Source organism: Cytobacillus luteolus (genome assembly GCF_017873715.1).
GTDB classification, from domain to species: Bacteria; Bacillota; Bacilli; order Bacillales; family Bacillaceae_L; genus Bacillus_BV; species Bacillus_BV luteola.
The window spans coordinates 135,913-153,931 of the sequence record NZ_JAGGKM010000003.1 but is presented as its reverse complement, the minus strand read 5'-3'; the positions used below and the strand labels follow the sequence as shown (position 1 = coordinate 153,931).

Here is an 18,019-nt window from a genome sequence, read left to right as displayed (position 1 = left end):
GTCACTCACCTTTCTATTTACAGAAAATGTGCTTACCAATTCTTTTAATTTGCGGACGTCCCCAGATCCACTTACTTGTTGCAGTATCAGGATTAAAATAATACATAGCTTCACCTGTTGGATCATATCCATTTATAGCATCAATGACCGCTTTTTTAGCCTGCTCGTTCGGTGTTAGCCAAATTTGTCCATCTGCAACAGCTGTAAACGCAAGTGGCTCAAATATTACTCCTGAGACAGTATCAGGAAAAGTTGGGCTATTAATTCTATTCAAGATAACTGCAGCAACTGCAACCTGACCAATATAAGGTTCTCCGCGTGCTTCTCCATAAACGGCATTTGCCATTAACTGAATATCATTTTGTGAAAAGCCTCCTGGCATATTTGCTGCTGTTGGTCCTTGTTGTTCTTCAGCTTGTTGCTCTTCCTCTTGAGCTGCAGGTTCTCCACCAGTTTGGTCCTGGTTTTGCTGCTGTTGTTCTTCTTGAGCTTGCTGTTGTTGATTTTGCTGTGGCTGCGCCGCTTGATTTTGCTGTGGCTGCGCCGCTTGACCTTGCTGTTGTTGATTTTGCTGTGGCTGAGCTGCCTGATCTTGCTGTTGTTGATTTTGCTGTGGCTGAGCCGCCTGATTTTGCTGTTGTTGATTTTGCTGTGGCTGAGCCGCCTGATTTTGCTGTTGTTGATTTTGCTGTGGCTGGGCCGCCTGATTTTGCTGTTGTTGATTTTGCTGTGGTTGTGCTATCTGTTGTGGATCTCCCATTCCTTGAGCTTTATATTGTTTTTCTTGCTCCATTCTAATTTGTTCAGAACTTTTTCTGGCTTTTTCTATAGTTGCTTTAGAAGGTGCCGTTTGAATATTCCAGGCTACTCCACCATAATGAGTAAATCGATTCCCTTTTTTTAGATTGTCATAAACAAAAGCTTTATTGAACTTAGTTGCTCTTGTCAGCATTTCTTTTGTCTTTTGTCCAACTAGCCCATCTACTTCAGTTAACCCAAATGCTTTTTGAAAATTCCTTACTGCCCAATAGGTACTCCAACCATATACACCATCAATTGTGCCATGGTAATAACCGTTATACTGAAGCCTAGACTGAAGTTCAATTACATCCTCACCTGTTGCTCCTCTTTGGATAACCTGATCTGAGAAAGCATCTACTTGATGCTCATTTATACTTCCAAAAAAGGTAGTTGCGATAAGTATGGGTACTACTAAAAACAATTTGAACTTTTTTACGTTCATTGCTTTTTTACCTCCTTAACCATTTTTTATATATAATTACAAGTATTTTCTGTAGAGAAATGTATTTTATTCAGATTCTCGCAAATTCAATTTTTAAATGAACGAGAAAAAGACCTGATATGAGGAATATCAGGTCTTCTCAAAGTTACGTATGTTATTGTTTTGCTAACTTTACTTTTCTTAAACCAAACCACCATAGAAAAATCATGAATGGAAGCATAAAGTAAATCCACATTTGTGTTGATAAAATAATATAATCATAAAACCCATGTAAGATAAAAGGAAGTAAAAATGCAATACCTATCCATTTCTTTTCAGCCTTCCCCTGAGAAAGCTTTGCTTTACCTAAATAATAACCCATAATAACACCGAACAAGGCATGGCTAGACACAGGTAATAGTGCTCTGCCGATTGCAAATTCCACGCCGTTTGCCACTAGATATAATATGTTTTCAATAGTTGCAAACCCTAAGGAGATAGATGATCCGTATACAATACCATCGTAGTGTTCATCGAAGTCAGCATGCTTATAAACCGTATAAAAAAGAACGAACCACTTGAAAAATTCCTCTAATAAACTAATTGATATAAATGCTCTGAGAAATTCTGATTGAAACACATTTTCTACTTGTATAACATACTGAATAAACATTATTGGAAAAACAAGCACAGCACCAAATATGAATAGCCTAAAAACCATAGAAATAGGCTCAGAATCATATTTATCTTTAAGGTAGAAATAACTTAACAGGGCTAAACCAGGTGCAATACCGGCTGAAATGACCCCCAACATAGCTAGTCCTCATTTCATTCTATTTTTTTTAATCGTATCATGATATTGTTAAAATGGGAACGAAATCACGGATAATTTTGAAGGAGTTATACTATGAAAAAAATATTAATACTACATACAGGTGGAACCATTGCAATGAAGGAAGACAAAGCAACAGGAGCAGTCGCACCTGATAAAGAAAACCCTCTCCATTCTACTACTTCAGAGCTTTCAAAAATAGCTACTATTTATGTAGAAGAGGTTTTTCAGCTACCTTCTCCGCACATCACCCCTATAGAAATGTTAATTCTAAAGGATATTATTGATAAAAAAGTGCAGGAAGACAATATAGATGGTGTCGTTATTACGCACGGTACAGACACACTCGAGGAAACAGCTTACTTTTTAGATTTAACAGCTCAATCTACTATCCCAATTGTCGTTACGGGTGCTATGAGGTCGAGTAATGAACTAGGATCAGATGGACCTTATAATCTAATTTCTTCTGTTCGGGTCGCTGCAAGTGATGCGGCAATAGGTAAAGGTGTTCTTGTTGTTCTAAATGATGAAATCCATACTGCAAAAAATGTCACTAAAACCCATACAAGTAATATTGCAACCTTTCAAAGTCCTCAATATGGACCACTAGGAATCGTCACAAAACGTGGAGTTTCATTTCATCACACTCCATTACTAAGAGAAAGCTATGACATTCAAACAATCAATAAGAATGTATTACTCTTAAAAGCTTATGCAGGAATGGATGACCTAATTTTTAAAGCGATGGAAACCGTTAGCTTTGATGGATTGGTAATTGAGGCTTTAGGACAAGGTAATTTACCACCGAAAATGGTAAATGGCATAGAATCACTAATTAAAAGAGGAATCCCCGTTGTGCTTGTTTCCCGTTGTTTTAATGGCTTTGTTTCTGACACCTATGGATATAAAGGTGGAGGGAAGCAATTAAAGGAAATGGGCGCTATTTTATCGAATGGACTTAATGGACAAAAAGCTAGAATTAAACTACTTATCACACTTGAAACAACAAATGACTCTACCCGACTTCAAGAACTATTCTTAAGGTAAGTTAATTTGAAAAAGCTAAAGAGTATTTATCTCTCTTTAGCTTTTTGCTTTCTGAAAAATGGATTCAGCGATTTGATCTCCATGAAACCTTCCATTTTCAATGAATATCTCATTTGCATTATTTCCTGCAGCTATCACCCCAGCTATATAAACACCCTTTATATTGGTCTCCATCGTCTCTGGGTCATAAGCAGGTCGGCCTGAAGCCTTATCAATTTTTATCCCTATTTTATTTAGAAAACTGTGATCTGGGTGGTAACCTGTCATCGCAAAAACATAATCATTCTTAATTTCTATTTCTTCCCCATTTTTAATGTAAATAATGGAATCTTGTGTGATTTCTTTCACAGTAGACTCAAATTCCATAGTGATTGTTTGATTTCGAACGAGTGCTTCGAACTCGGGAAGAATCCAAGGTTTAATGCTAGGTGAATATTCGGTACCACGGTATAATACAGTTACTCTTGCATCCACCTTGACTAGTTCTAGAGCTGCATCAACACTTGAGTTTTTACCACCAATAACGGCTACATCTTTATCAAAATACGGATGAGCTTCCTTAAAATAATGGGAAACTTTATCTAAGTCCTCACCTTTACTATTTAGATAATTAGGGTTATCGTAATAGCCAGTGGCAATTATTGTATACTTGGATTCATAAAAACCCTTTGACGTTTTAATTGTAAATTGGTCATTATCACCTTGCTTCACCCATTCTACACATTCGAACGCATTAATACGTAAGTTCTTCCGCTTGGCAACCTCACGATAGTATGCCAATGCTTGGTTTCTAACAGGCTTCCGAGTTTCTGTTATAAAGGGAACTCCACCGATTTCTAACTTCTCACTTGAACTAAAAAAAGTTTGGTGGGTAGGATAATGGTAGATTGCATTTACAATATTCCCTTTTTCTATGATTAAAGGATTGAATCCTTTTTCTTTTAAAGCAATCGCAGCTGAGAGACCACATGGCCCACCACCTACAATAATGATTTCTTCCTTCTGCAACTTCAACACTCCCTATGTTCTTCCTAATGCATTATATGCCTGAAAATAAAAAATCTCCTATCTAAAAATGATAGGAGATTTATGGTGAATATGCAAATGATTGCTTTTAAAATTAAATCCAACCTCTGAAGCGAGATGCTTCAGCCATTTTTCTCACACCAACCATGTATGCGGCTAAACGCATGTTCACTCTACGGTTACGTGATGTATCATAAATATTATTAAAAGAACGGACCATAACTTTCTCCAGTTTCTCTTCTACTTCTTCTTCACTCCAATAATATCCTTGGTTGTTTTGAACCCACTCAAAGTAAGAAACCGTAACCCCTCCAGCACTTGCTAACACATCCGGAACTAATAAAATACCACGTTCAGTTAGAATTTCGGTTGCTTCTAATGTTGTTGGACCATTAGCTGCCTCAACAACTATGCTTGCGCGAATATTATGTGCATTTTCTTCAGTAATTTGATTTTCGATAGCTGCCGGTACTAAAATATCGCAATCTAATTCAAGCAGCTCTTTGTTAGTAATTGTATTGTTAAATAGTTTTGTCACTGTACCAAAGCTATCGCGGCGATCTAATAGGTAATCAATGTCTAAACCATTTTCATCATGTAATCCACCGTATGCATCTGAAATACCGATTACTTTCGCTCCTGCATCATGCATGAACTTAGCCAGGAAGCTTCCTGCATTACCAAAACCTTGAACAACTACTCTTGCACCCTCTAACTCAATTCCAACTTTCTTTGCAGCTTCGCGGATACAAATCGTAACTCCTTTTGCAGTAGCAGATTCACGACCATGAGAACCTCCTAGAACCAAAGGTTTTCCAGTGATAAAACCAGGTGAGTTAAATTCATCGATACGGCTATATTCATCCATCATCCATGCCATGATTTGTGAATTCGTAAATACGTCTGGTGCTGGAATATCTTTTGTTGGACCAACAATCTGACTAATTGCTCGTACATATCCACGGCTTAATCTCTCAAGCTCTCGGAATGACATATCACGCGGGTCACAAACAATTCCACCTTTACCACCACCATACGGTAAGTCTACGATTCCGCACTTTAAACTCATCCAAATGGATAATGCTTTCACTTCTTTTTCAGTAACTCCTGGATGAAACCTTATTCCACCCTTTGTAGGCCCTACAGCGTCGTTATGTTGTGCACGGTAGCCAGTAAATATCTTTACTGATCCATCATCCATTCGAACTGGTATTTTTACTGTCATCATTCGAATAGGTTCTTTAAGTAATTCATACACTTCCTCAGGATACCCTAACTTTTCTAGTGCTTTATGTATAACAGTTTGTGTAGATTTTAGGACATCAAGTTTATCGTGGTTGTTTTGTGTAGTTTCGGTATTCTTTTCGGCTACCATTTGTAAACCTCCCAAAAGATTTTCACTGTTTGTTTAAGTAGTATAAGGAGACAAAACAGAAATAATACTTCACTTATAGTTGGACTAAGGTAAAACAGGCATAGTAAAACGCATTAACAACAATAGTTTAATTGTTAATGGTTTATCCTAGGAATGGTCATTCCCCTTATTAAATATACATCTATATTAATTCTATACAAAAAAGTTAGTGAGTTTACTATTTATTATTGTCTACCTTTCATGACATAGTATACACCTTCCTTAAAAACTTGCAAGACTAATTCAATAGATTTCAAAAATTTTAAGCTTATTTTTGTAAACGGTTACAACGAACAGTTTATAATTAAGGTCAGACATATTTATTTTACACCTTGAACATTGACCGTTCCTTTACGCTGCAGGTACTTGCTTTCCGCGGGGAATCTTGAAAAAGCCCAACCACCGGCTTTTTCAAAGGCGGATTCCCATCGGGGAGGAAGTCGAGCCTCCTCGACGTGCCGTCTGCGGGGTCTCGACCTTTCCTCTATCTCCCGCAGGAGTCAAGTACCTTCCGCTCCAATCCACTATTACAACATATGTATTTTTTAACTCAACAATCATTACAAAATAGTTCCTAAGATAAAAACCCCTAGAAATTCTAGAGGTTTTTGGTTTTATCTATAAATATATTGTAAATTTGTTTGATTGCTTCTTGATTCATTAACTTTTTTCCGTATTCTTCGACTCTATAGGTGGTAATTGTAGATGGGTTTCCGAATTCGGCTAGTATTGATACGAAGTCTTCTGTTTGGATAGGCCCTTCGTCTTCGAAGAGTAAATAAAATCGGTTGTTATATGAATATAATGTTCCGGTTGTTATATTGTTTGAGATTAATCTAGTTGAAAGTTGGATAACATCTTCGAATGTTTGGAATTCATAAAAGATATCATCACTTTCATCTAGAGTTACCTGCATTTCAATATAATCATCTACAAATTCCTCATCATCAAAATCTATTTCCTCAACATCTCTGGTCACAATAACAACCATTCCTTGAGCTTGCAGTGAATACACTTCCACCGCTATTGGACCATTTGCTTCAAAGCCTAATTCATCGCTTGCTTCCTCAATCATATCTCGAAAGAGTTGATGAACTTTTAAGGAATCATGCCATAAGTCTTCTTTAGATAAGCCACGATCCACTAAATCATCAAACGTGAGGAAAATTTTGATTTTATCGTTATTCAAGCGTTCAAGTCGCATAAAACCCCTCCCAACCGTCACATCACCGTTTTCTACAATTAGTTTATGAAAGTATCTAAATATGGTTCATACTGATTTAAAACAGGGATTTTATGTTTTATATGTAATTTTTCTTTTAATATGTGTTCTAAAGGCAATATCAACTTTTTTTCAAGGTCATTAAATGTGTCTCAGGTTCCGCTCCTAACCTTAACGGAACACCTGTCGTACCATATCCATTACTAATCAGTAATTTAAAAACACCGTTATCGCTTAATTTACCTTTCTCATAGTAACCAAAATTCATGATACGTATTTGACCTCCATGAGTGTGCCCAGTAAGCACAAGTTTGATATTGTGATCCTTTTTAATCTTTTTTACAATTCTAGGGTTATGACATGCAAGAATTTTAAACGAATTATCACCAGCATCTAATAGGGCCATTTCTAAACGATCCCGTTCTTCGCTCATATCATCAACACCAAGTAAGGATATTTTTTCACCACTTCTAGATTCAAAGTTTACGGCAGTATTATCTAAGATTTTAACTCCTTTTTCTAACAATAGTGAATCAAGTCGATGAAAGTCAGTTTCATAATCATTGTTTCCCCATACAAAATAAGTTGGACCTAATCCTTTTAAGGCATCAACATTTTCACTTATTCGTTCAAATGAAACACCTTTTTCTGCAAGGTCCCCTCCAATAATAACAATATCTGCTTTTCCTACTACTTTATTTATCAGCTTTTCTGATACTTTTCTTCTGTGAATATCTGAAATAAAAAAAATCGTTAGCTTTTCAAGGTCTTTAGGGAAATCGTTAAACAATAGAACTTGCTCTTTAACTATATTTTTATTTGCTTCTATCCACATATATAGGAGAAGAAAAACAATTGCTATTAAGAAAATATATATATATAACATAGTACCTCCTACCCTTGATGCCCATATACAACATTCTTCTTAAAGTCTATTGATATAATACCATATATTACTGTAAAGAACGAAAGGACAAGTGTATGCCAAAATCCGATTTGAAATAATAAAATAAAAATTAGGATGACGCAATATCCTAAAGCAGCATTTTTAAATGAAAAGGATTGTTTTTTTACAATAAAAAGGGTTTGTATAATGGCTTCCTTCAGAAGAATTGCATTAGTAATAAATGATATTAATAAACAAATCATCGCTGCGAAAAATTGAAATGGATTTAATATAAATCCTATTAACAACTCCGAAAGATTAAAAGGTTCTTCTATTTCAATTAGCCTTATAAAAAAGAAACCACTAATAAAACCAGTTACACCACATAACAATTTAATTAGCATCGAAAAAACCTCCCTATTATACCCTTATGAGAATCATAAAAATACATTCCACTGTTTCATTATTTCCAGACAATCTAACCTCCTATTTTTTGGTAATAACTTATTGGTAAAAGGCATTTTTTAAAAATTACCTCATACTTATAAACTGATATATTGTTTTTTAATCAATTAACAGGTTTATTACACATCTAGGAGGTTACTACAGCGATGACAAAATTCACTAGAAAATGGTACCCTTATGCAAGTCCTTTTGATCCTTGTCCACCAATCCCTGTAAAAACATTTTCTACTCCTCCAAATTTATTTCTAGGGTTCCAACCACCAAACTTACAACAATTTTCACCCAAAGAGGCACTCTGTGCAGGTACGCTATGGCCAATTTTTTATGACCCGTATTACAACCCTTATGAAAAAGCTAAAAGGGAGGGTGAACAATGAAAAAGTTGCCGCCTGAGTATTATGCATTATTAGAAGAATTGCAAGCCGTTGATTTCGTCCTTGTTGAGCTTACATTGTATCTTGATACTCACCCAAATGATTACCAAGCGATCCAACAATTTAATAATTGTGCACAACAAAGAAAGAAACTAGCTAAACAATACGAAGCTCAGTATGGTCCATTACTTCAATATGGGCGTAGCTATTCAAATTATCCATGGGATTGGGATGACACTCCTTGGCCATGGCAGGTTTAGGAGGAGCAACGTGTAGTCACATATAAAATGGGGGAGGAATGAATATAAATGTGGGTTTATGAAAAGAAGCTTCAGTATCCGGTAAAAGTCAGTACATGTAATCCAACTCTGGCAAAATACTTAATAGAGCAATATGGTGGTGCAGATGGAGAGTTAGCAGCTGCATTAAGATATTTAAATCAACGTTATACAATACCTGATAAAGTGATTGGCCTTTTAAATGATATCGGGACAGAGGAGTTTGCCCATCTTGAAATGATTGCTACGATGATTTATAAATTAACCAAGGATGCCACCCCTGAACAATTAAAGGCTGCAGGTTTAGCAGAACATTATGTAAGTCACGACTCAGCCTTGTTTTATCATAATGCAGCAGGAGCTCCATGGACAGCATCGTATATCCAAGCTAAGGGGGACCCCATCGCAGATTTATATGAAGACATCGCCGCTGAGGAAAAGGCACGTGCTACTTATCAATGGATCATTAACGTAAGTGATGACCCAGATTTAAATGATAGTCTCAGGTTTTTAAGAGAACGAGAAATCATCCACTCACAACGGTTTAGAGAGGCAGTTGAAATACTAAAAGATGAACGTGATAAGAAAAAGTTTTTCTAAACAAACGCAAAAATAAAGTAGCCTCTTAGGCTACTTTACCTATTCTTTATTTTGCTCTAACGGAATTTCTAAAATTTGTCCTTCGTAAATTTTGGTTTGTTCTAGGTTATTCCACTCACGAATGATTTCTTCACCTGCTCGGCTTTTATAATATTTTATTGAAATACTATATAGCGTTTCTTCAGCAGTTACTTTATGAGTAATTATCTTGTATTGCTGTTTGGTGGAATCTTTCTGTCCTGTTTGTTTTGAACTGTTATCTGGCACATTAGTTGCTGGTTGTTCATCTTCAATGTCACTTTGAGTGGCACCAGCAATTTCTTTTTCTCCTGGTTCAGTTTGACTCGGTTCCTCTACCTTCTCTGGTTCGTTAACAACATCTTCAATGAGATTTTCACCCTCTGCTACACTTTCATCTTCACTAGGCTTTGCAAAATCGATGGTATCGTAATTTTCTGTTGAAACTTTTGGAACAAGGGTTTTTAGTTCATCTTTAAAATGAAACGTATAACTTAATATAACAATTGGTATAAGAACAAAAAACAAAGCCAAAAGACGAACAACTGGATATTTAAATCGAATCTTTGTCTTCTTTTTCTTATCTTTATGAACTTCACTTCTTGGAGGAAGCTTCTCTGAAGAATTCTTTACAGTCTGTCTTAGTTTCTCAGCCTGATCATGAGTTGTATCTCTATCCAAGATAATCACCTCTATCCTTTTAATGAATGAATATAGTCCAGTCTAATTTTTATTGCAAATACAAGGTCTATTAGAAAGTGTGCGAAAAATGTTACATATAAATTCTCCGTTATAAGATATAAGTACCCAAGTAGGAAACTAAGAATAATAACTGCTAAAAATAAAACCCATTTGTATAAATATCGTACATGTAACACCGCAAAAACAATACTTGCTATGACAATGCCAAAGTGTGTTTGAATGATGCCACGAAAGAGTAACTCCTCAGTAAAAGCTATGAGTAAACATAGTAAAAAGATATGAGGAATATTTCTTTTTTTAAACACTAACTCATTAATGCCTCCGTCGTCATGATAACGTTTAGGAACATATCTCATCATGGCTAGATCTAACAGGATAACAACGAGTGCACTACCTCCCCCATAAATTAAGATTTCCCTTATATCCAAAGTCCATAGGCCAAAGAACGAAGAAAAATTAGGAAATAAAAAAAAACCTAATAGTATGGAAATGATTATTAGTAGTCCTTGAGTTGCATAAAGGTGAAATAAAATTTGTCTGTCATTCATTCCCTTAACAATCTCAGCTTGTTTATTTTTCAATTCTTTCACTCACCTTTTAAGAGAATGCGACCTAGCTCTTCTCTCCAATCCGTAATGGTTGTATTTGCTTCTTGTTTAATTTGCGTTTCAAATGTCAGAAAGTCCTCCGAACATATATCACAACAAATTGCAGGTTTATCTAAAAGCTCTTCTCCAAAGTATCTTAGAATATTTTCTCTTCTACATAAATTAGAAAACAACCATTTTTTCATAAATAATAATTTTTCACTCTTAAGATCCATTCGTTGTTTTATAATTCGAGAAATATTATTGGTGACTTCATCAATTGCAATTTCTTCGCTAAAGAAGTGATCGTCGAGAAGATTGAATTCCTTTAATTGATGTTTAACAAATCTCCAATAATTCTCGTTTACTTCTGCTTTATTAATTATCTCTTCTTCAGTTTCTCTCGTAATGTGTAAATTCCCATTATTTTTTAGTTTTTCATTTAAACTGTTTAGAATAGTACGTATTGATTGAGTTGGAGGAAGCTCATAGTGAATAAGCTGCTCTGGAATTTCTTCATCATTTGGACTATACAGCAGAATCGCAATACTTTTATTTCCATCTCTCCCTGCACGACCAATTTCTTGCAAATAAGATTCAAGTTGAGAAGGTAGATGAAAATGAATGACGTAGCGTATATTGGGTTTGTTTATTCCCATTCCAAATGCACTAGTACAACAGATCACCTCAAGTTGATTGCTAAGAAACTGTTGTTGAATTAGCATTCGATGCTCTTGCTCCATTCCTCCATGGTAATAAGCAACATTCTTTATCCCTTTCTCCAATAAATAGTTCGCAATATTCTCGGCCCAAAGTCTACTTGAGAAATATATAATTCCAGGGCCCTGAAGTTTCTGAACTCTATCAAGTAAAGTCGAAATTTTATCGTCTAGAGAATTTGTTTTTTTCACTACAATTGCTATATTTTTACGATCAACTGAATAGATGTGTCTTTTTGCCTTAGTAAGCAGTAACATAGTTGAGATATCTTCAATAACTTGTTTCGTTGCAGTTGCTGTTAATGCTAAACAAGGAGGATTACCCAAAGTACGCCTTATATCTCCCAGTTTTGAGTAATCTGGCCTGAAATCATGTCCCCATTGTGAAATACAGTGAGCTTCGTCCACAACAAATAAGGATATCCTACACTTCTTAAGAGCTGTGATTACCAAAGGTGACTGTAACATCTCAGGTGATGTAAAAATAAATCTATATTTGCGTAGTTCTTTGACAGCATTCTGTTTTTCATAAAATGTCAGAAAACTATTAAGTGCAATAACATCTTTTTCTCCATTTTTCTTCAGTTGTTGAACCTGATCCTCCATTAGGGATAATAATGGTGAAATGATCAAGGAGGTTCCACCCATGATATAACTAGGCAGTTGATAGCAGATTGATTTACCGCCACCAGTTGGAAGCATGGCTAAAACATCATGTCCTTCGAGTACATCTTGAATAATCTCCCGTTGACCAAACCTAAAAGAACTATAATTAAATTTTCTTTTTAATATTTTTTCAAGTTCCATTACGTCCACCGCTTTTAGCTAACACGAGTCTGATTTGAAAATAAGACACATGATCACCGAGCTTTTCCTTTATAGGCTTTATTTTATTAGTTTGTAAGGTCTCCTGAAGAGTTAGTATCTCACGTTCGATATCTAATGGAACAAAATTTGATATTGAAAAATTCTCCACACTTTGTGCAATTTCCACTAAATGGTCTTCAACTGTATTTTCTTTTATGCCCCGAATTTGGGCAATATCTTTAATGGTCTTTCCCGCTTTTAAAAACTTTAAGGTTTCAGAAGAGGAAACAGTCAAATTCATTTGATCAAACAAATCATTTGCTAAATTATATAGGTATGGAAAATTACCTGGATTAGATTCAATTTTCATTAGGAACGTATGCAATAAATTATGGAATAGTAAATACACTCTAGTTTTTTCTACATTATTTATGTGAGAAAGTTGTTCGAATGTATAACCAATTCGTCCGTATCCTGTTAGACGATTAACAAATAATAGTGCTTCATTGTTAGAAGTTAAAGACAATATTTCACTAACCTCTGTATGAATCTTTCTTGCCAACTCATCACGCTTAAAACCTAACCTTAGAATATAGTTCTTCACGAAATGCAAAACAGCAGGATCTTGATTTATAGTGGTATACTGTGTTTCTCGATGGATCAGATTAGACAGTACCTGAACAAGTAAAGATAATCGTTCCCAAAACACCAATCCCCTTTGATAATATTTCCAGCCATGAAGATTCGATGGCAATGGAAAGTTACTCTCATATTCATTAATGTGATTCTTTCCCTCTTCTGTAATTAAAAACTTATTTTCATTTACATAAGTAATTAATTTATGTTGTTGTAAAAGTCTAATAACTTCTTCTAATTCATCTCTAGTAAGAGTAGGGAACAATGAGAAAAGGTGTGAAACATTAAAAAGATTAGAATCAAAGATCGTCTGGGACGATTTTTTCCCTGTTAGTAAATGATAAATACCATAGATACTTCTTTCCCCGTTGAACTTTAATAAGGAAAATAAAATAATATATGAACGATCATCTAAAATCATCTCTTCACCCAGCTTAATTCGACAGAATGCATACTGTTATTGTCGAAAAAAATCATACTTGCACTTATTGTATCAAATTATAGTCCGAATTCGGTAGGTTTAGAATTAAAAAAAATGTGAAATATAATAAGTGGAAACTACAGAATTCCTTTTGTGATAAGCATTCTCATGTACTTTTCTATTGAAAAGTTTTGAAAACACGATTACAATAAGTGTTGAGGATACGTTTCCACCTAATAGTAAGTTCTATTTGTTAGGATGCGGAACTTATATAGTACAATATTTATTTCTTATGTATTGTTAATTTTCGGGAGGTTTTTACTCATGGCAAAGTACACTATTGTTGACAAAGAAACTTGTATCGCATGTGGAGCATGTGGTGCAGCAGCACCTGATATTTACGATTACGATGATGATGGAATCGCATTCGTAACTCTTGACGATAACGCTGGTATTGTTGAGATTCCTGATGTACTTGTAGAAGATATGATGGACGCTTTTGAAGGCTGTCCTACAGACTCAATTAAAGTTGCTGACGAACCATTTGATGGAGACGCACTTAAATTCGAATAGTAGTCTGCAATTTAACCCTCTGGTTTTTCCAGAGGGTTTTGTTTTATATATATTCCAACAAAACTTGTGCTGTGTTCTAATTGACAGGCACTATGTTATATGATAAATTATCCGAATATTGCGTTAACATTTTAAAAGGAGGTTGGTAAATATGTTTCAAATCTTAGTAGCTGATTCAATAAGTGAAGAAGGGTTGGCACCTTTAATAAGTAATGAATCCATTCGTGTGATACAGAATAAAGTGTCAGAGGTTGAGGATATATTACACGAGTTTGATGCCCTTTTAGTAAGAAGTGCTACAATCGTTACGGAAGAACTCCTTTCTAAAATGAAGAACCTCCAAATCATTGCTAGAGCAGGTGTCGGTGTTGATAATATAGATGTAACAGCTGCGACAAAACAAGGGGTTGTTGTAATAAATGCCCCCGATGGCAATACACTATCTACGGCTGAACATACATTTGCAATGATGACCTCTCTTGTTCGACATATCCCTCAAGCTAATATATCTGTAAAATCTAGAAATTGGAACCGTACCTCCTTTGTTGGAACTGAATTGGCCGGAAAGTGCCTTGGTATCATAGGTTTAGGAAGAATCGGAACCGAAATTGCTAAGAGAGCTAAAGCATTTTCGATGACTGTTCAAGTTTATGACCCATTTCTTACTCATTCAAAAGCTGAAGATTTAGGGGTAATTTCCACCTCATTAGATGATGTTTTAAGTCTATCAGATATTATTACTGTACATACCCCTTTAACAAAGGAGACAAAAGACTTACTAAGCTATGATAACCTAGCCAAGACAAAAAAAGGGGTATATGTTATTAATTGTGCACGAGGCGGAATCATCGACGAACAGGCACTTGTTACTTATCTTGAAAATGGGCATGTTGCAGGAGCAGCGCTTGATGTTTTTGAGGTTGAACCTCCTCTAGATAATAGACTTCTAGAATTTGAACAAGTGATTGTTACACCTCATTTAGGGGCATCAACAAAGGAAGCACAACTAAATGTTGCTTCACAAGTCGCAAAAGAAATAGTACATTTTTTTGAGGGTAAGCCTGTTACTTCCTCAATAAACCTCCCTACTTTATCTAGAGAAGTTTTTGAAAAGATTCAACCTTATTATGAACTAGCTAATAAAATGGGGTTAATTTTGTCTCAATGTATGAAGGAAGCAGTGAAGGAAGTTAACATCACCTATGCAGGACTTGTTACTGAATTGGAAACAACCTTTATTTCTAAAAGCTTGTTGTCAGGATTTTTAAAGTCACGAGTGGCATCAACTGTGAACGAAGTAAACGCAGCTCTAATTGCTAAAGAAAGAGGAATTACTTTTGGAGAGTCCTATTCTTCTAGTACTTCAAGTTTTTCAAATTCAATTACAGTTAAAGTCATTGGTGAGAAGAATTCCTTTACAATCCAAGGAATTTATGTTGCAGACTACGGGACTCGAATTGTAATGTTAAATGGATTTAAAATAGACTTTAATCCAAGTGGACACCTCCTGTATATTCAACATACAGATCGACCTGGGGTCATTGGTAGAGTAGGAAAGCTATTAGGAGATATCGAGGTAAACATTGCGACAATGCAGGTTGGACGCAAAGAAATAGGTGGAGAAGCCATCATGATTTTATCATTTGATGCCCCACTACAAGATGATACGGTTAAAACTCTTCAGAAATCGCAGGATATTGTTTCGGTTAGAAAGATTGATTTATAACGTCAAGAAATCAAAAATAGGCTGTCCTCAAAGTTAAACTGTTAGACTTTGATGGCAGCCTTATTCTATATATAGATTTACTACAAGTTGTATTTAGATTGTTATTGTATTATTGTCCGTTGATTTCCGGTCCAGGCACTTGCTTTCCGCGGGGAATTATGAAAAAGCCCAACTGCTGGCTTTTTCAAGAGCGAATTCCATCGGGGAGGAAGTCGAGCCTCCTCGACGTTCCGTCTGTGGGGTCTCGACCTTTCCTCTACGTCCCGCAGGAGTCAAGTGCCTTCCCCTCCAAACAACTCTGTGACTTGTATATAAAGAGGAAACAAAAAAGGGGAAAAGAAATAGATCGAAATCCATTTGATTTCAAAATCTTATTTCTTTCCGTTCACCCTTAGAAAAGGTCATAATGGTTGTGTAGCCTACCTGTCTTGCAAGTTTTATGGCTTGGTCATAATCTGCTCCCACATGCTCGGGAACGTGTGCGTCAGATGAAAAGACAATAGGAACCCCTTTTGTATAGCACATCTCTAATAATTTTCTATCAGGATATAAACTTTTAGTTTGCTTTCGTAGACCGGCTGTACTTATTTCTACACACGTTTTGGAATTAGCTAGAGCGGTGGTAGCACGATCATATTGCTCAAGTAAAAACTCTTCGTCTTTTGGAACATAGTTAAAGATTTTAACAAGATCAAGATGACCCACTATATCAAAAAGGTTGGATTGTGCGAGTGACTCCACTTGATCATAATACCTACGATAGATTGTATAAAGGTCTCGTCTTTCCCATTCAGTTTTAAACTCAGCTAAATCAATTCCAAAATCATCTATCCAATGGATTGAACCGATACAATAGTCAAATTCATAGCTCTTAATAAACTCATTCATTTCTTCATGTTTTCCAGTGGTGTAATCCATTTCTATCGACATTTTCACATCAATGTTTTGATTCCATGCATCATAAAAAAGGTTAACATAATCCTTCATATCATATATTCGTCTTTCTTCTATCCAAGGATTACTTAAAATACTTTTCGTTTGATAAAAATGATAAGCATGTTCAGAAATACCAAAATGATTGATTCCTCTTTCGACCGCAGCATTTGTGAATTGAGTCAGATAATCTAATGACAAAGTACCCCGTTCTAGATGATTATGATAATCTGTCAGCATTTCTGTAATCTCCTTCCCTATTAAAGCAGATACTTTTTAATTAATTATAGCTTAGGCTTTTACAATTACAATAAGCTGACAGAGTTTTCACTCAATTACTTACTACTTACTATTAATTATTAAAATTTGATTTGGATGGACGATATTTCGATTAAGATTGTTCATTTCTTTAATTTTTTCAACAGTCGTTCCTGTTTTAATTGCTATCTCCGGTAAAGTATCTCCCGACTTCACAACATATACTTCATCCATTGTTGCATGTATTATTAATTCTTGACCTATCATTAATAAATCACTATTTAAATTATTCCACTTCATAATGGATTCAATTGAGACGAGATACTCCTGTGAAATATCCCATAGTGTTTCATTTGGTTCAACAATAATTTTTTTACCATTTGAGATATTTGGTTTTCTCTCAGGTAAACTTGCTACAACCATTGAACTTGAAAGCAGCTGCCCAGCCTCGTATTCAATTGAATTCCAACTATCAAATAATTCTCCTTCATAAACTGGCCCAAAAGAATATGCACTGGCATTCGTTATATCTTCTTCTGATATAGTTTCATCATTTGATAAAGCTGTATCATTTGATACAAGCATTTCATCTACATTTAAAACCATTAAGGGATCAATTGAATTGTTTTTGTTATAGTTCCACTCACCAAAATGCACCTCGAAATGGAGATGCGCCCCTGTAGACCTGCCTGTACTACCTATTTCACCTATCTTTCCGCCTCTCTTAACATAGTCCCCTTCTTTAACACTTCGCTTGCTGAGGTGTGCATAGACTGTCTCAAAACCACTAGGATGAGCAATAAATACGACGTGACCATATGTATATGAATAATATGATTTTTTTACAATTCCTTCATCAACAGAATATGTATCTGCCCCGGTTGGTGCTGCGATATCAATTCCTTTATGCTTCCCAGCTCTCGTTCCATAGTAATCAGTTATTTCTCCTGCAACCGGCCATACCCAATTTTCAGCTTTATCTTCATAAGAGATTGTATGCGCGCTAATTGTTCGACCTCCAATAAATAATAGCCCTATGCAAATTCCCATAATAACTACTACAGCTAGACGTCTTATTAGATCTTGCATTGTTGTTCCTCCTTAATGTTGATACAAAATTCTATATGTATCCTATGTCTGCCTGTCTAGAAATAGAACAAGTACCTAAACACACTCATGTATGTAGATACCTTTTTTACCCAAGTGCAATAAGCACCTTAACATTATTTGAAAACACTTATTAAATTATGTAAAATTTTTTGAACACAAAAAA

The 18,019-nt window shown here is 35.4% G+C and carries 19 protein-coding genes; 6 read left to right on the top strand and 13 right to left on the bottom strand.

The features are described 5' to 3' along the window. Positions 1–13: 13 nt before the first annotated feature. Complete coding sequence (gene sleB, locus J2Z26_RS09190) at positions 14–1,243, bottom strand: spore cortex-lytic enzyme (protein ID WP_193539558.1); 1,230 nt, start codon at positions 1,241–1,243, stop codon at positions 14–16. A 154-nt stretch (positions 1,244–1,397) separates the two neighbouring features. Next, positions 1,398–2,036: a glutamic-type intramembrane protease PrsW gene (prsW, locus tag J2Z26_RS09185; protein ID WP_193539559.1), complete on the bottom strand. Its 639-nt coding sequence runs from the start codon at positions 2,034–2,036 to the stop codon at positions 1,398–1,400. A 93-nt stretch (positions 2,037–2,129) separates the two neighbouring features. Here prsW and J2Z26_RS09180 point away from each other — a divergent pair, with 93 nt between their 5' ends. Next, complete coding sequence (locus J2Z26_RS09180) at positions 2,130–3,101, top strand: asparaginase (RefSeq protein WP_193539560.1); 972 nt, start codon at positions 2,130–2,132, stop codon at positions 3,099–3,101. 36 nt (positions 3,102–3,137) lie between these two features. On the opposite strand, the gene J2Z26_RS09175 is transcribed toward J2Z26_RS09180, so the two are convergent. The 5 genes from J2Z26_RS09175 to J2Z26_RS09155 all read right to left on the bottom strand — a co-directional run bounded on the left by J2Z26_RS09175 (position 3,138) and on the right by J2Z26_RS09155 (position 8,053). Then, complete coding sequence (locus J2Z26_RS09175; protein WP_193539561.1) at positions 3,138–4,109, bottom strand: YpdA family putative bacillithiol disulfide reductase; 972 nt, start codon at positions 4,107–4,109, stop codon at positions 3,138–3,140. Between the two features lie 112 nt (positions 4,110–4,221). After that, entirely contained in the window at positions 4,222–5,502 is a 1,281-nt protein-coding gene (locus J2Z26_RS09170; RefSeq protein ID WP_193539562.1) for a Glu/Leu/Phe/Val family dehydrogenase, read from the bottom strand. A 637-nt stretch (positions 5,503–6,139) separates the two neighbouring features. Then, positions 6,140–6,745, bottom strand: coding sequence for a genetic competence negative regulator (locus tag J2Z26_RS09165; RefSeq protein ID WP_193539563.1), 606 nt, complete (start codon positions 6,743–6,745; stop codon positions 6,140–6,142). A 139-nt stretch (positions 6,746–6,884) separates the two neighbouring features. Further along, on the bottom strand, positions 6,885–7,649 hold the full coding sequence (locus J2Z26_RS09160; protein ID WP_193539564.1) for a metallophosphoesterase: 765 nt from the start codon (positions 7,647–7,649) through the stop codon (positions 6,885–6,887). Between the two features lie 8 nt (positions 7,650–7,657). Further along, the gene (locus J2Z26_RS09155; RefSeq protein ID WP_193539565.1) at positions 7,658–8,053 is read right to left on the bottom strand and encodes a hypothetical protein; all 396 of its coding nucleotides are present in this window, start codon (positions 8,051–8,053) and stop codon (positions 7,658–7,660) included. A gap of 207 nt (positions 8,054–8,260) precedes the next feature. Between J2Z26_RS09155 and J2Z26_RS09150 the strand changes: the two genes are divergently transcribed. Genes J2Z26_RS09150 through cotJC form a run of 3 tightly spaced genes read left to right on the top strand, consistent with a single transcriptional unit; the run spans position 8,261 to position 9,366 of the window. Continuing rightward, positions 8,261–8,491, top strand: a complete 231-nt coding sequence (locus J2Z26_RS09150; RefSeq protein ID WP_193539566.1) for a spore coat associated protein CotJA — start codon at positions 8,261–8,263, stop codon at positions 8,489–8,491. Further along, positions 8,488–8,748, top strand: a complete 261-nt coding sequence (locus J2Z26_RS09145; RefSeq protein WP_193539567.1) for a spore coat protein CotJB — start codon at positions 8,488–8,490, stop codon at positions 8,746–8,748. Before J2Z26_RS09150 ends, J2Z26_RS09145 begins: the two co-directional genes overlap by 4 nt. A gap of 48 nt (positions 8,749–8,796) precedes the next feature. Further along, a complete protein-coding gene (cotJC, locus tag J2Z26_RS09140; RefSeq protein WP_193539568.1) occupies positions 8,797–9,366 on the top strand; it encodes a spore coat protein CotJC in 570 nt (189 codons plus the stop codon). Between the two features lie 39 nt (positions 9,367–9,405). Here cotJC and J2Z26_RS09135 read toward each other — a convergent pair whose 3' ends face one another. The 4 genes from J2Z26_RS09135 to J2Z26_RS09120 are packed head-to-tail and all read right to left on the bottom strand — an operon-like array spanning position 9,406 to position 13,256. Further along, complete coding sequence (locus tag J2Z26_RS09135; RefSeq protein ID WP_193539569.1) at positions 9,406–10,065, bottom strand: LysM peptidoglycan-binding domain-containing protein; 660 nt, start codon at positions 10,063–10,065, stop codon at positions 9,406–9,408. Between the two features lie 11 nt (positions 10,066–10,076). Further along, entirely contained in the window at positions 10,077–10,667 is a 591-nt protein-coding gene (locus tag J2Z26_RS09130; RefSeq protein WP_227413847.1) for a CPBP family intramembrane glutamic endopeptidase, read from the bottom strand. Positions 10,668–10,672: 5 nt separating this feature from the next. Next, positions 10,673–12,199: a RecQ family ATP-dependent DNA helicase gene (locus J2Z26_RS09125; RefSeq protein ID WP_193539570.1), complete on the bottom strand. Its 1,527-nt coding sequence runs from the start codon at positions 12,197–12,199 to the stop codon at positions 10,673–10,675. Continuing rightward, positions 12,189–13,256, bottom strand: a complete 1,068-nt coding sequence (locus tag J2Z26_RS09120) for a YpbB family protein (RefSeq protein ID WP_193539571.1) — start codon at positions 13,254–13,256, stop codon at positions 12,189–12,191. The genes J2Z26_RS09125 and J2Z26_RS09120 overlap by 11 nt, the downstream gene beginning before the upstream one ends. A 324-nt stretch (positions 13,257–13,580) precedes the next feature. On the opposite strand from J2Z26_RS09120, the gene J2Z26_RS09115 reads away from it, so the two are divergent. Beyond that, positions 13,581–13,829 (top strand): 4Fe-4S domain-containing protein, encoded by a 249-nt coding sequence (locus J2Z26_RS09115; RefSeq protein WP_193469280.1) that lies wholly within the window; start codon positions 13,581–13,583, stop codon positions 13,827–13,829. 151 nt (positions 13,830–13,980) lie between these two features. After that, positions 13,981–15,555 carry a phosphoglycerate dehydrogenase gene (gene serA, locus J2Z26_RS09110; protein WP_193539572.1) on the top strand — a complete coding sequence of 525 codons (1,575 nt, stop codon included), beginning with the start codon at positions 13,981–13,983 and terminating at the stop codon, positions 15,553–15,555. 363 nt (positions 15,556–15,918) lie between these two features. Here serA and J2Z26_RS09105 read toward each other — a convergent pair whose 3' ends face one another. Both J2Z26_RS09105 and J2Z26_RS22390 read right to left on the bottom strand, forming a co-directional pair. Next, the gene (locus tag J2Z26_RS09105) at positions 15,919–16,728 is read right to left on the bottom strand and encodes a histidinol-phosphatase (protein WP_193539573.1); all 810 of its coding nucleotides are present in this window, start codon (positions 16,726–16,728) and stop codon (positions 15,919–15,921) included. A 102-nt stretch (positions 16,729–16,830) separates the two neighbouring features. Beyond that, on the bottom strand, positions 16,831–17,835 hold the full coding sequence (locus J2Z26_RS22390; protein ID WP_193539574.1) for a peptidoglycan DD-metalloendopeptidase family protein: 1,005 nt from the start codon (positions 17,833–17,835) through the stop codon (positions 16,831–16,833). Positions 17,836–18,019: the final 184 nt, after the last annotated feature.